General features: G+C 70.6%; 11 protein-coding genes and 1 pseudogene. 7 read left to right on the forward strand and 5 right to left on the reverse strand.

Going from position 1 to position 12592, the window contains the following annotated elements; all coding sequences use genetic code 11:
* Window positions 1–587: pseudogene (locus GA0115254_RS39260) on the forward strand (hypothetical protein); the annotation flags it as partial.
* 41 nt (window positions 588–628) lie between these two features.
* Here the strand turns inward: GA0115254_RS39260 and GA0115254_RS39265 are convergent.
* Window positions 629–1072, reverse strand: coding sequence for a MarR family winged helix-turn-helix transcriptional regulator (locus GA0115254_RS39265; protein ID WP_093900036.1), 444 nt, complete (start codon window positions 1070–1072; stop codon window positions 629–631).
* Between the two features lie 153 nt (window positions 1073–1225).
* Here GA0115254_RS39265 and GA0115254_RS39270 point away from each other — a divergent pair, with 153 nt between their 5' ends.
* From GA0115254_RS39270 to GA0115254_RS39285, 4 genes are all read left to right on the forward strand, one after another.
* Window positions 1226–2245: an NADP-dependent oxidoreductase gene (locus tag GA0115254_RS39270; protein ID WP_093900037.1), complete on the forward strand. Its 1020-nt coding sequence runs from the start codon at window positions 1226–1228 to the stop codon at window positions 2243–2245.
* An 89-nt stretch (window positions 2246–2334) separates the two neighbouring features.
* Complete coding sequence (locus GA0115254_RS39275; protein WP_093900038.1) at window positions 2335–2763, forward strand: organic hydroperoxide resistance protein; 429 nt, start codon at window positions 2335–2337, stop codon at window positions 2761–2763.
* A 109-nt stretch (window positions 2764–2872) separates the two neighbouring features.
* The gene (locus GA0115254_RS39280; RefSeq protein WP_093900039.1) at window positions 2873–3664 is read left to right on the forward strand and encodes an EI24 domain-containing protein; all 792 of its coding nucleotides are present in this window, start codon (window positions 2873–2875) and stop codon (window positions 3662–3664) included.
* 15 nt (window positions 3665–3679) lie between these two features.
* Complete coding sequence (locus tag GA0115254_RS39285) at window positions 3680–4291, forward strand: LysE family transporter (protein WP_093900040.1); 612 nt, start codon at window positions 3680–3682, stop codon at window positions 4289–4291.
* Window positions 4292–4329: 38 nt separating this feature from the next.
* On the opposite strand, the gene GA0115254_RS39290 is transcribed toward GA0115254_RS39285, so the two are convergent.
* Together GA0115254_RS39290 and GA0115254_RS39295 are read right to left on the reverse strand one after the other, a co-directional pair.
* A complete protein-coding gene (locus GA0115254_RS39290; protein WP_093900041.1) occupies window positions 4330–6288 on the reverse strand; it encodes a flavin monoamine oxidase family protein in 1959 nt (652 codons plus the stop codon).
* A gap of 119 nt (window positions 6289–6407) precedes the next feature.
* A complete protein-coding gene (locus GA0115254_RS39295; RefSeq protein ID WP_093900042.1) occupies window positions 6408–7004 on the reverse strand; it encodes a TetR/AcrR family transcriptional regulator in 597 nt (198 codons plus the stop codon).
* A gap of 151 nt (window positions 7005–7155) precedes the next feature.
* Between GA0115254_RS39295 and GA0115254_RS39300 the strand changes: the two genes are divergently transcribed.
* Window positions 7156–9627: a beta-glucosidase gene (locus GA0115254_RS39300; protein ID WP_093900043.1), complete on the forward strand. Its 2472-nt coding sequence runs from the start codon at window positions 7156–7158 to the stop codon at window positions 9625–9627.
* An 84-nt stretch (window positions 9628–9711) separates the two neighbouring features.
* Here the strand turns inward: GA0115254_RS39300 and GA0115254_RS39305 are convergent, their stop codons facing one another.
* Together GA0115254_RS39305 and GA0115254_RS39310 are read right to left on the reverse strand one after the other, a co-directional pair.
* Complete coding sequence (locus GA0115254_RS39305; protein WP_093900044.1) at window positions 9712–10710, reverse strand: aldose epimerase family protein; 999 nt, start codon at window positions 10708–10710, stop codon at window positions 9712–9714.
* Window positions 10711–10721: 11 nt separating this feature from the next.
* The gene (locus tag GA0115254_RS39310; RefSeq protein ID WP_093900045.1) at window positions 10722–11639 is read right to left on the reverse strand and encodes an SGNH/GDSL hydrolase family protein; all 918 of its coding nucleotides are present in this window, start codon (window positions 11637–11639) and stop codon (window positions 10722–10724) included.
* 351 nt (window positions 11640–11990) lie between these two features.
* Between GA0115254_RS39310 and GA0115254_RS39315 the strand changes: the two genes are divergently transcribed.
* Entirely contained in the window at window positions 11991–12485 is a 495-nt protein-coding gene (locus GA0115254_RS39315; RefSeq protein ID WP_093900046.1) for a DUF3145 domain-containing protein, read from the forward strand.
* The last annotated feature ends 107 nt before the right edge of the window (window positions 12486–12592 follow it).

Genomic DNA, 12592 nt, shown 5'->3' on the forward strand with positions numbered 1-12592 from the left:
GCGGTGCTGCCCAGCCAGCGCGTGGCACACACGGTTCCCGCAGGCCGGACCGGCGGGCCGGGGCGCAGGGGCGTGGCCGGCGTGCGCACCGCCGTCGCGGCCGGACGGCCCTGCTCGTCGTGCTCGGCGTGGTGCTCGCGGCCGGGGCGCTGAGCCTGGCCGAGCTGGCCATCGAGCCGAAGGGCGACGACGGCGCCTCGGACTACGTGCGCGAATCGACCTCGGTCACGACCGGGCCGGCCCCCGACCCCTCGGCGAGCGACGCGGTCGAGCCGCCCGGTCCGGTGGGCGGTCCATCCGTGCTCCCGGCCACCGATTCCCATCCGGCCGGTGCCACGGGTGCGGGCGGGGCGACCGGCAGTGCCCGCCCCGAGGGTTCCGCCGCGTCGGCACCGGCCTCCACCGCGCCCTCCGCCTCCACGGACCCGTCGGCCGGCCCGAATACCACCGAGGGGACACCCGGCGATCCGTCGGGCTCCGCCGAGCCCAGCGACACCCCGACGAAGTCGACACCCCCGGCCTCGCCCACCCCCACACCCTCGCCGACCAAGTCCGACACGTGCTGGTTCCTGTGGTTCTGCCGGTGAGCGGTTCGCCCGGTCGCGTGCCCCCCGGCCGTGCCGCGTCCTCAGTCGCGGCGCGGGGCTGAATCGCCCAGCATCCGCCGCAGCAGGTCCCGCAGCATCGCCCGGTCCCCGTCCGACAGCTCGGCCAGCGGCTCCCGGGCGAAAGTGAGCGAATCGCGCAGCTGCTGCGCCGTCCGCGAACCCTTCTCCGTCGGGGCGGCCAGTTTCACCCGCCGGTCGGCCGGATCCGGCCTGCGCTCCACCAGGCCGCGTGTCTCCAGCCGGTCGACGATGCCGGTGATGTTCGACGGCTCGCACTTCAGCTTCTCGGCGATCTTGCGCATGGGTGTCGGCTCCAGGGCGAGCAGCCTGAGAACGCGCGCCTGGGCGCCGGTGAGGGAGTGGGCCGCCGCGGCCTCGTCGTACTCCTCGTAGTAGCGCGCCACGACGGTACCGATGAGCTCGACGACTTCGAGGGTCAGAGGGTCTGTACGAGTGGTGGCCATGACGCCCAGGATAGCCGGTTACTTGACAAGGTGAAATATTCGGGAGCATGGTTGTTTCACGTAATGAAGCATTTCGGCTTCCCCCCTGCCGGCCCCCACCGGCCCGGGCGAAGCTTTCCCCACCCCGTAAGGCATCGAGGAGACCCCGAGCCCATGTCTGCAGCACTTCCCACGTCCAGCCGTGAATGGCACCTCGTCGCCCGCCCCCACGGCTGGCCGAAGGCCGAGGATTTCGCGCTGCGTGAGGCCCCGGTCACCGCTCCCGGCGAGGGCCGTGTCCTCGTCCGCAATCTGTACTTCTCGGTCGACCCGTACATGCGGGGAAGGATGAACGACGTGAAGTCGTACACCCCGCCCTTCAAGCTCGACCACCCCATGGAAGGCGGAGCGGTCGGCGAGGTCATCGCCTCGAACGCGGAGGGCATCGCGGTCGGCGACCACGTCCTGCACGGCCTGGGCTGGCGCGAGTACGCGGACGTCCCGGCCAAGCACGCCGTGAAGGTCGACGCATCGCTCGCCCCGCTCTCCGCCTATCTCGGCGTGCTCGGCATGACCGGCCTCACCGCCTACGCCGGCCTCTTCGAGGTCGCTTCCTTCAAGGAGGGCGACGCCGTTTTCGTATCCGGAGCCGCCGGTGCGGTCGGCAGCCAGGTCGGCCAGATGGCGAAGCTCAAGGGCGCCTCGCGGGTCATCGGCTCGGCCGGTTCCGACGAGAAGGTCAAGCTCCTCGTCGAGGAGTACGGCTTCGACGCGGCCTTCAACTACAAGAACGGCCCGGTCGCCGAGCAGCTGCGCGCCGCCGCCCCCGACGGCATCGACGTCTACTTCGACAATGTCGGCGGCGAGCACCTCGAAGCGGCGATCTCCTCGCTCAACGTGCACGGCCGCGTCACCGTCTGCGGAATGATCGCCCAGTACAACGCCACCGAGCCGACCCCCGGCCCGCGCAACCTCGCCCTGGTCATCGGCAAGCGGCTGCGCATCCAGGGCATGCTCGTCGGCGATCACGCCGCGCTCCAGCCGCAGTTCGTCGAGGAGGTCGCCGGCTGGCTGGCCTCGGGCGAGCTGAAGTACCGGGAGACCGTCGTCGAAGGCATCGAGAACGGCTTCGACGCCTTCACGGGTCTGCTGCGTGGCGAGAACACCGGAAAGATGATTGTTTCCCTCGCCTGACCGAGGCTCCGGCGCACCCGTTAGGCTCCTCCACAGGCCGTCGCGATCGTGGGCGCGAGTCGCGGCGCACAGCAGAAGGAATTTCCGGCATGGCCATTCAGGACATCACTGTTGCCTACACCGCCGTCGCCACCGCCGAGAACGGCCGTGACGGCCGCGTCTCGTCCGACGACGGCAACCTCGACGTCATCGTCAACCCGCCCAAGGCCATGGGCGGAAGCGGCGCGGGCACCAACCCGGAGCAGCTCTTCGCGGCCGGCTACAGCGCCTGCTTCCAGGGAGCACTCGGCGTCGTGGCACGTGAGGAGAAGGCCGACATCTCCGGCTCCACGGTGACCGCCGCGGTCGGCATCGGCAAGACCGCCGAGGGCGGCTTCGGTCTGGAGGTCGCGATCACCGCCACCATCCCGAACGTCGACACCGCAACCGCGCAGTCGCTCATCGAGAAGGCCCACCAGGTGTGCCCGTACTCGAACGCCACGCGTGGCAACATCAAGGTCGAGCTGTCGGTCGCCTGACCGCTCGAAACCGACCGAGGGCCGTACCCCCGCAGGGGTGCGGCCCTCGGCCGTGCTCCGGACACACCGCGGCCGGAAGGGCCCGCGCCGCCACCAGTACGCTGACGCCATGCGTGATCTAGGGGCGGGCTTCGGCTACTTGATAAAAGGACAGCGATGGGTCGGCAGGCACGGACGCTGGTTCGGCTTCGGGCTGCTGCCCGGACTCGTCACCCTCGTCCTGTATGCGGCGGCGCTCGTCGGCCTCGGCTACGGCGCCGACAACCTGGTGACCTGGGCGACCCCCTTCGCCGACGACTGGTCATCGCCCTGGCTCGGCCTGCTCCGTAACACCCTGACCGTGCTGGTCTTCGCCCTCGGTCTCTTCCTCGCCGTGATCACGTTCACCGCCGTGACGCTGCTGGTCGGCCAGCCCTTCTACGAGTCGCTCTCCGAGCAGGTCGACCGTACGGAAGGCGGCGAGGTTCCCGAGTCCGGGCTGCCGCTCTGGCGGGAGCTGTGGATATCCGCCCGCGACAGCGTCCGCATCCTGGTGCGGGTGGGGCTGTATTCGGTACTGCTCTTCGCCCTCGGATTCATTCCGGTCGTCGGCCAGACCGTCGTCCCCGTGATCGGTTTCTGCGTCACCGGCTACTTCCTCGCCGAGGAGCTCACCGCCGTCGCGCTCCAGCGCCGCGGCATGGTCCTCAAGGACCGGCTCGTCCTGCTGCGCGGGCGCCGCATGCTGACCCTCGGCTTCGGCGTACCGCTGGGACTCGCCTTCCTCGTCCCGTTCGTCGCCGTGTTCCTGATGCCGGGCGCCGTCGCCGGAGCCACCCTGCTGGCGCGGGACCTGGTGGCGTCCGACGAGGACGGGGACGAGGACGCGACCCCCGCCCCGTACACCCTCGACAAGGGCTGAGGAGATTCCGCGCCCATGACCGAGATCATCGCTGTCGCCGTCATCACCGTCCTCGCCGTCATCAGTCCGGGCGCGGACTTCGCGATGGTCGTCCGCAACAGCTGTCTCTACGGCCGTACGACGGGGTTGCTGGCCGCCGTCGGAGTCGCCGCAGGCGTGCTCGTCCATGTCACGTACACGATGCTCGGCGTCGGGCTGCTGATCGCGTCCTCGACCGCTCTGTTCACCGCGATCAAACTGGTCGGCGCGGCCTATCTCGTCTATATCGGGGTGCGGACCTTCTTCGCCCGCAGCGATCTCGGCGTCGACCTGGACTCGAAGCCGCAGCTGACCCGGCTCGGGGCCCTGCGCACCGGCTTCCTCACCAATGCCCTGAACCCCAAGACCACGCTCTTCGTCGTGTCGACCTTCACCCAGGTCGTCGGGCCCGAAACCGGCCTGTGGCAGCAGGCCGGCTACGGGTTGTTCATGTCCGTCGCCCATCTCGGCTGGTTCGGCCTGGTCGCGCTGTTCTTCTCCGACTCGCGTCTGCGCACCGCGATGCTGAGGTGGCAGAAGGCTCTCAACAGGGGCATCGGATCGGTGCTCGTCGGACTGGGCGTCACCCTGGGCCTGGGCGGGCGCTGAAGATCTCGGCCCGCTGAGCGACGCCCGCCGGACACGGGTCAGCTGCTGTGCACCTCCAGCGCGGACCTGACCGCCGACTCCAGGGCCCCCTCGATCCAGGCCGGCTTGATCGAGGTGTGGCAGCCGGCGAAGTGCAGCGGCCCCTCGACCGAGCGCACATCGGCGAACAGCTCGGTGTGCTGGCCCGGCAGCAGCACCGACGCCTCGCCGTACGCGTACGGATCGCGCATCCACGACTGGGTGGCGCCGACGCCCGTGTAGAAGACCTCGATGCGCTGCCCGTACACGTCCTGCACCCCGCCCAGGGCGTGCGGATAGCGCTCGTCGTCGTCCAGCGAGTCCCACTTCAGCGCGTCGTCGGCCCAGCTGTACGAGGCAAGGACGACGCCGCCCGCGCTCCCCTCGACCGGGTGGGACGGCTGGAACATGAAGCGGTTGGGGTTGTCCGTGACCGATCCGCCGCCGATGACATGCGCCGCCTCGGGCTGGTTGCGGGCGGTGGCCCGGTACGCCGCGTAGTGCACGCGCTGGTTGGGCGGGAGATGACCGGGCGGTACGGAGGGGTGGGCGCCCAGCAGTGAACCGTCGGCCGGCGCCTTGCCCAGCCGGTAGGCCTCGTACAGACCGGGCTTGATCTTCTCCAGCTCGGTCTTCCAGTCCTTCTCCTCGAACTCCCACCAGCGGAGGCTGAATTCGAGCAGCACCTTGGTGGCCGCGTCGTAGTGGATCTCGGTGATCGCGCGCCGTTTGCCGTACGAGAGCGCGGGAGCGACCGGGATGTGGCGCAGCCCGGAGAACGGCACGGTGACGATCGCCCGGTCGCCGGTGAACGTCTCGCGCACGAGCGGCTTGCCGTCGCGGCCCTCGGACACCGTTTCGACCCGGACGCGGTCCGCGCCGTAGCTGATCCTGGTGGCCCGGCGGTCCAGCCGCACGATGTCCTTCACCCGTTTGTACATCGCGTCGGCAAGGGTGGCCGTGCCGTCCGGCAGCTCGAAGAACGCGGTGTCCGGGCTGATCAGGGAGGCCCCGATGAAGCTGTGCACAAAGGCGAGATGGAGCCGGGAGGTGAGGTTCTCGACCGTGCCGATGAGGTCGATGGTGCGCTCGTCGAGCTTGGCCGCCTCGGTCAGGAAGCGGAACATCGACCAGTGTCCGTACCGCTGGATGACCCGCGCCCAGCCCTCGACGAGCTCGCGGCCCTCCTTGCCCTCGAACTCCTTGCGCACGGGCGCGAAGGCCTCCCGCACGATCGTCGCGGCGGTCTTGTTCTCGAACTCCGCGGGGACCCCGAACGAGCGGTTGATCGCCTGCGGCTTCTGCGCGTAGTCGGCCTTGCGCATCCTGATGCCGTTGACGTGGATCCAGGTGCGGTTGACCGGCCGGCCCTCGGTGTCGACATCGACCAGGTAGAAGCGGCGGCGCTTCAGGCCGAAGCTGTCCATGAGCCCGGTGACGAGCGGGTGGCTGTCGGGGATCCGCATGGCGCCGGCCTCGGCGTACTGTTTCGGGTCGGCGAACGGCGCCTTCGCGTTCTCGTGGCCGCCCTTGCGGAAGGTCTTGATCCGGCCGCCGACACGGTTGCCGTTGGCCTCGATCACGGTGACGGTGTGCCCGGCGTCGCGGAGCAGATGGGCGGCGGTGAGCCCGGCCGGGCCCGCACCGACGACCAGCACCTTCTTGGGGGGCTTACGGCTGCGCGGCAGGCCCTTGGACAGCAGGATGTCGCGGTAGTGGGGGACCAGCGGCTGGTCGTGTTCGTCGCGTACGAGGATGGCGCGGGCGATGTTCAGGCAGGCGTCCCAGTCCGAGCCGGGGGCGGCCGCGGGCGCGAGCGCGGTTCCGGATGCGCCGGGTGCACCAAGGGCGTCCGGCGCGGCGGCACTTGCGGAGCCCACTGCGGTGGTGGCAAGGGCGGCGGCACCGGCGGCGGCACCTGTGATGACGGTGCGCCGGGAGGGCAGGCCGGAGGAAGGCGCGGCAGGTTTGGAAGTCATGCGCCCCACCCTGGGGCGCCTGGGACGGTGACCTCTGCCCGGACGCGCGTAGATCGTTCGGAAATCACCCGCAGGTGGGGATTGTCGATCTTGTCGTACAGGTGTCGTTGCAGGTCATGTCATGATCGAGGGTTCTCGGGGGCACTCGGCTCCGTCGATCGCAGGAGTGTCAGGAAATCCTGGAAAGCCGCCGGCATGTCCACCGAATCCGGGTCCAGCAGCCACTGGTACTGAAGCCCGTCCATCATCGCCACCAGCAGCGGCGCCGCGCGCTCCGGAGTCAGGCCGCCCGGCAGCCGCTCGCCGTACTCGGCGCGCAGCATCGCCGCCATGCGTGTGCGGACCTGGGTGTAGCGGCGGGTGAAGAACTCCCGCGCGGGATGACCCTCCGTCACGCTCTCGCCGAGCAGCGCCGAGAACGTCTGGACGATGCCGGGCCGCATCGCGTTGTACTCGACGAGCGAGGCCAGCAGATCGATCCGCCAGGTGCCGTCGCTCCGGGTGCCGCCGCCCGTGTCCCATTGGTCGCGCTCCTCCAGCACGGCGACGAGCAGCGCCTCCTTGGTCGGGAAGTAGTGCAGGAGCCCCTGCTGGCTGAGGCCGACCCGCTCGGCGACAGCACTCAGCGAGGCGCCGCGATAGCCGCGCTCGGCGATCACTTCGAGAGTGGCGCGGAGAATCTCCGCCCGCCGCTCCGCGCTTCTGGCCCGCACCATCTCCCGGCCCCTTTCGGTGCTCCATCGGTTCCGCCCCGAGGACCGTACGCCATCCCTGTAAATTACAGACGGATAACGAAGCCTACTGCTCTACCGGTATCGGGGTCACTATGGAGACATTCAGTGCAGGAACCGACGAGGAGGTACGGCCGTGGCAGGCGCGTCCACAACCACCAATCCCGATGCGGCCCGCGAGGCCGCGGTCGATGCGGCGCTGGCCGCACTGGGGCTCGACGACAAGACGCGGCTCCTGGCGGGCCAGGACATGTGGTCGCTGCCCGGACTCCCCGCTGTGGGGCTGCGCTCCCTGGTGATGTCCGACGGGCCGATCGGCGTCCGCGGGGTCGCCTGGACCGCCGACGACCCGTCCGTCGCACTGCCCTCGCCCACCGCGCTCGCCGCGACCTGGGACCCGGCCCTGGCCCGCCGGGCCGGCCGGCTGCTGGCCCAGGAGGCCCGCCGCAAGGGGGTGCACGTCCTCCTCGCCCCGACCGTGAACCTCCACCGGTCCCCGCTCGGCGGCCGCCACTTCGAGGCGTACAGCGAGGACCCGTACCTCACCGGTGAGATCGGCACCGGCTATGTGCGGGGCGTGCAGGACGGCGGCGTCGGTACGACCGTCAAGCACTTCGTCGCCAACGACGCCGAGACCGACCGCTTCACCGTCGACAACATCGTCGCCCCGCGAACCCTGCGCGAGATCTATCTCGCCCCGTTCGAAAGGATCGTCAAGAACGCCCACCCGTGGGGCATCATGGCCGCGTACAACCAGGTCAATGGCTCCACCATGACCGAGCACCGCTATCTGCAGAACGCGGTGCTGCGCGGCGAATGGGGCTTCGACGGCTATGTCGTCTCCGACTGGCTGGCCGCCCGCTCCACCGTCGCCGCCGTCAACGGCGGCCTCGACGTCGCCATGCCGGGCCCCAGGACCGTGTACGGGAAGGCGCTCGCCGACGCGGTACGGGCCGGTGAGGTCGAGGAGTCCGTCGTCGACGGGGCCGTACGCAATGTGCTGCGGCTGGCCGCCCGCGTCGGCATCCTGGACGGTGCCCCGCCCGTCGTCGACGAGGCCGGACGCCCCGAGACCATCGACGGCGACGCACTGGCCCGCGAGATCGCCCGCCGCTCCTTCGTCCTCGTACGCAATGAACGCGCCGCGCTCCCCATCGACCCCGCCGCCGTCCGCAAGGTCGCGCTCAGCGGGGCGCTCGCCCGGGACGCCCGCGTTCTCGGCGGCGGTTCCGCCCAGGTCTTCCCGCACCACATCGTCTCGCCGCTGGACGGCCTCGTCGCCGCCCTCCCGGAGGACGTCCTCGACTACCGCGTCGGCGCCGACCCGAACAACGAACTCACCCCCGCCGAGAAGGGCTTCGAGCTCAGGGCCGTCTGTTACGACGCCTCCGGCACCGTCATCGGCTCCGCCCCGCTGCACAGCGGCACCGTCCAGTGGATCGGCACCGACTTCCCCGAGGGTGTGACCCGCGAGACGCTGCACAGCGTCGAGATCACCGGCACCTTCGTCCCGCGCGACGGCGGCGAGCACATCTTCGGAACCCGTGGCACCGGAGCACTCGGCCTCACCGTCGCCGGCGAGACCCTGTACGACGAGGTCCACCGGGTCACCGGCTCCGCCGACCCCGGCGAGGCGTTCTTCGGCAACCCGGTGGAGCGGGGCCGGATCGCCCTCACCGCGGGCGAACCCGTCGAGGTCTCCCTGCGGCAGATTCCCGACACCCTGGGCGACGACGCACCGATCCCCGGCGTCTCGTTCTCCTTCTGCCACCTCGGCCCGCGCCGCGACCCCCAGGAGCTGATCGCCGAGGCCGTCGAGTCGGCCCGCACGGCGGACACCGCGATCGTCGTCGTCGGCACCACCGAACGCGTCGAGTCCGAAGGCTTCGACCGCACCGACCTGAAGCTCCCCGGTCACCAGAACGACCTCGTCAGGGCCGTCGCCGCCGCCAACCCGAACACCGTCGTGATCGTCAACTCCGGCTCCCCGGTGGAGCTCCCGTGGCGCGACGAGGTCGCCGCGGTCCTGCTCAGCTGGTTCCCCGGCCAGGAGGCCGGTCACGCCCTTGCCGATGTCCTGCTCGGCGCCGAGGAACCGGGCGGACGCCTCCCCACCACCTGGCCGGTCGCACTCGCCGACGTCCCGGTCTCCTCCACCACCCCCACGGGCGGCGAACTCCACTACGAGGAGGGCGTCTTCGTCGGCTACCGGGCCTGGGAGAAGGCCGGCACCACGCCCGCCTATCCCTTCGGCCACGGACTCGGCTACACCACCTGGGAGTACGAGAGCCTGGTGGCCGGCCCCGACACCGCCACCGTCCGCCTCCGCAACACCGGCACCCGGCCCGGAGCCGAGACCGTCCAGCTCTACCTGGCGCCCCAGGAGGACACCGCCGAACGCCCGGTCCGCTGGCTGGCCGGCTTCGCACGGGTCGAGGCGGCCCCCGGCGAGAGCGCCGAGGCAGTGATTCCGCTGGAGCGGCGCGCGTACGAGATCTGGGACGAGACGGCGTACGACTGGACCCTCGTCCCCGGCACGTACGAGGTGCAGGCGGCCCGCTCGCTCGGTGACGTACGCCTGACGACGGCCGTGGACATCAAGGAGTAGCGTCCCCCGGTGCGGGAGAGCCCCGGCGCGGTACCTGACCCGCTCCGGGGCTCTCCTCCTGCCGATCCACGCCGTCGGCGCACCTCAGCGCACCGCGAATCCGTACACCGTCGTCGAGACGTACTCCCCGCCCGGCCGCAGTACCGTGCTCGGGAACTCGGGCCGGTTCGGGGAGTCAGGGAAGTGCTGGGTCTCCAGCGCGATGCCGGCACAGGGTCCGAACGGCCGCCCGTCGAAGTGGTCCGCCGTGTACAGCTGCATCCCGGGCTCCGTCGTGGTGACGGTCAGGACGCGCCCCGACACCGCGTCGTACAGCTCGGCCGCCGGGCCCGAGCCGGCACCGTCCAGCACGAAGTTGTGGTCGTAGCCCGCGCCGACCGGCTTCGGCTCACGGAAGTCGAACCGGGTCCCGTCCACCGGCAGGAACTCGCCCGTCGGGAGGGACTCGGCGTCCGCCGGCGTGATCTGCCCGGCCGTGATCCGCAGCACCTGCCCGAGTGCGGTGCCGCTGTCGCCGCCCGCGAGATTCCAGTACGTGTGATTCGTCAGGTTCAGCACCGTCGGGGCGTCCGTCGTCGCCCGGTACGCGATCCGCAGCGCCCCGCCCTCGTCCAGGGTGTACGTCGCCGACACCGTCAGACGTCCCGGGAAGCCCTCCTCGCCGTCCTCGGAGACCAGGGAGAGCCGGACACCGTCCGTCACCTCCCGCGCCTGCCACACACGCTTGTCGAAGCCCCGGGCCCCGCCGTGCACATGGTTGCGCCCCTCATTGCGCGTCACCCGGTGCGTCTGCCCGTCCAGTTCGAAACAGGCGCCACCGATCCGGTTCGCGTACCGCCCGACCAGTGCGCCGAAATAGGGACCCGAATACGTCTCGTACCCGGCGAGATCCGGCAGCCCGAGCGCCACACCCGCCCGCACCCCGTCCCGGCCGGGCACCTCGACCGACTGCACGATGCCGCCGTACGTCAGGACACGCACCCGCGTACCGTCCCGCTCCAGCGTCCAGCGGTGCACCACGGCGCCGTCCGCGAGGGTGCCGAACTCTTCCGTACGCAGCGCCGTGCCCGAACCTGTGCCCATGATCACAAACTCTACGACGGGGGCCGGGCCGAGGTGACATTGCGGTACGCGATCTCCGCCAGCCGCGCCTGACCGTTCCGCCCCGGGTGGAACCAGTCCCACCGGCTGAGCTGCTTGCCGGTGAACGGGTAGTCGAAAACCGCCCCGCCGTCGTAACGGCAGCGCCGGTCCTTCGCACAGACCTTCCGCAGCACGTCGTTGTACGCCACGACCCGTTCCTGCACCGAGGTGCGCCGGGCCGCGGCGCGCGCGCCCATGTCGTCCGCGTCACCCAGCATCGACTGACAGATCCCCAGCTTCCAGATCTGCTTGCCCAGCGCGTTGCCGCGCCCCGTCGACCAGAGCCGCTTGAGATCCGGCACGCTCGACACATACACGTGCGCCTTCGGCGCCCCGGCACGCAACTGACGCATCGAAGCCTCCAGCGACGCCCGGAAATCCGCCACCGGAGTCATGAGCCGCGCCGAGTCCCGGCAGGCGTCATTGGCGCCGATCATCACCGTCACCAGATCCGGCTTCTCCTTCGCGGCCAGCGCCATCTGCTCGGGCAACTGCGCGATCCTGGCCCCCGTCTCGGCATGGTTCCAGCTGCGCTCGGCGGCCCCCGACTCACCGAGCAGCCGCACGGCGAGGCTGCGCACCCCGCTGTCCGTGCCGGTCGCCCAGGACACCTCGGGGCAGTCCGTCAGCACCGAACAGGCGTCGAAACCGCGGGTGATGGAGTCACCGACGGCGGCCACCGACCCGGGTCTGCGGTCCCAGAGCGGGGCCGGCGCGGCGGGTGGCCGCCGCTTTTCGGCCGCCGCCCCCTTCGTCGTCCTGTCCCGGTCGGCGTCGCAGCCGGTCAGAGCGGCCGCGCCGAGCAACGAGACAGTCGTCAGGACGGCGGCCACGGTACGAGAACGATGGCGGGCGGAACGATCCTGCATCCCTTGGCTCCCCTCGGTTATGCCCCCGGCAACCCCTCGTGGCACCGGTCGGAAGGCCCGGCCGCCCTGCAGGGTGAAAGCTGAGCGAATGATGGGCCCAGGACCGACGGTACGTCACACCTCGGACGCCGCCGCGCGGTAGCTTTTCCTCGTCGAACCAGCGGCGCTTCCCCCCACCCGGCTCTATTCGGGTGGCTTTCTGTAAATCACATCACGTCACATACTGTCCCTTTTCAGGAGATTCACCCCGATGCTGTTTACTGATGACAACCTCGGGAACCGGCCGAGAAGAGACGGTACGGGCGCGAGGCCGCTGAGGAAGGCGAACTTCGTCCCACACTGGAGGTCCCGGTGACGACACGTGGAGTTCTGTACGTTCACTCCGCACCGCGCGCGCTCTGCCCCCATGTCGAATGGGCGGTGGCGGGTGTCCTCGGCGGGCGGGTCCAGCTGGACTGGATCAGACAGCCGGCCGCGCCCGGTACCTGGCGGTCCGAGTTCTCCTGGCAGGCCAGGCCCGGCACGGCGTCGAAGCTGGCCTCCGCGCTGCGCGGCTGGGATCTGCTGCGCTTCGAGGTGACGGCTGAGCCGAGCCCCACCTCGGAGGGCGAGCGCTACAGCTCCACGCCCGAACTGGGCATCTTCCACGCCGTCACCGGCATGCACGGCGACATTCTGGTGCCCGAGGACCGGTTGCGGGCGGCGCTGGCGCGGTCGGTGCGGGGCGAGACCGACCTGGAGGCCGAGATCGCCAAGCTGCTCGGCAAGCCGTGGGACGACGAGCTGGAGTCCTTCCGCCACGCGGGAGAGGGCGCGCCGGTGCGGTGGCTGCACCAGGTGGTGTGAGCGGGCTCCGCCCCGGACCCCGCGCCTCGAGCGCCGGCGAGGCTGGAATTCACCCTGCATCCGGCAAATCCAAGCTGAACCCGGCAAAAATCAAGCCCCTCCGGCGC

It is taken from the genome of Streptomyces sp. Ncost-T10-10d (assembly GCF_900091955.1).
Taxonomy (GTDB): domain Bacteria; phylum Actinomycetota; class Actinomycetes; order Streptomycetales; family Streptomycetaceae; genus Streptomyces.

What these genes read in the sequence shown, in the direction of transcription:
- GA0115254_RS39270 (WP_093900037.1), top strand. Translation starts at nt 1,226, where the DNA reads ATGTCTGCAGCACTTCCCACGTCCAGCCGTGAATGGCACCTCGTCGCC.
- GA0115254_RS39280 (WP_093900039.1), top strand. Translation starts at nt 2,873, where the DNA reads ATGCGTGATCTAGGGGCGGGCTTCGGCTACTTGATAAAAGGACAGCGA.
- GA0115254_RS39305 (WP_093900044.1), bottom strand. Translation starts at nt 10,710, where the DNA reads ATGGGCACAGGTTCGGGCACGGCGCTGCGTACGGAAGAGTTCGGCACC.
- GA0115254_RS39295 (WP_093900042.1), bottom strand. Translation starts at nt 7,004, where the DNA reads ATGGTGCGGGCCAGAAGCGCGGAGCGGCGGGCGGAGATTCTCCGCGCC.
- GA0115254_RS39290 (WP_093900041.1), bottom strand. Translation starts at nt 6,288, where the DNA reads ATGACTTCCAAACCTGCCGCGCCTTCCTCCGGCCTGCCCTCCCGGCGC.
- GA0115254_RS39275 (WP_093900038.1), top strand. Translation starts at nt 2,335, where the DNA reads ATGGCCATTCAGGACATCACTGTTGCCTACACCGCCGTCGCCACCGCC.
- GA0115254_RS39310 (WP_093900045.1), bottom strand. Translation starts at nt 11,639, where the DNA reads ATGCAGGATCGTTCCGCCCGCCATCGTTCTCGTACCGTGGCCGCCGTC.
- GA0115254_RS39285 (WP_093900040.1), top strand. Translation starts at nt 3,680, where the DNA reads ATGACCGAGATCATCGCTGTCGCCGTCATCACCGTCCTCGCCGTCATC.
- GA0115254_RS39265 (WP_093900036.1), bottom strand. Translation starts at nt 1,072, where the DNA reads ATGGCCACCACTCGTACAGACCCTCTGACCCTCGAAGTCGTCGAGCTC.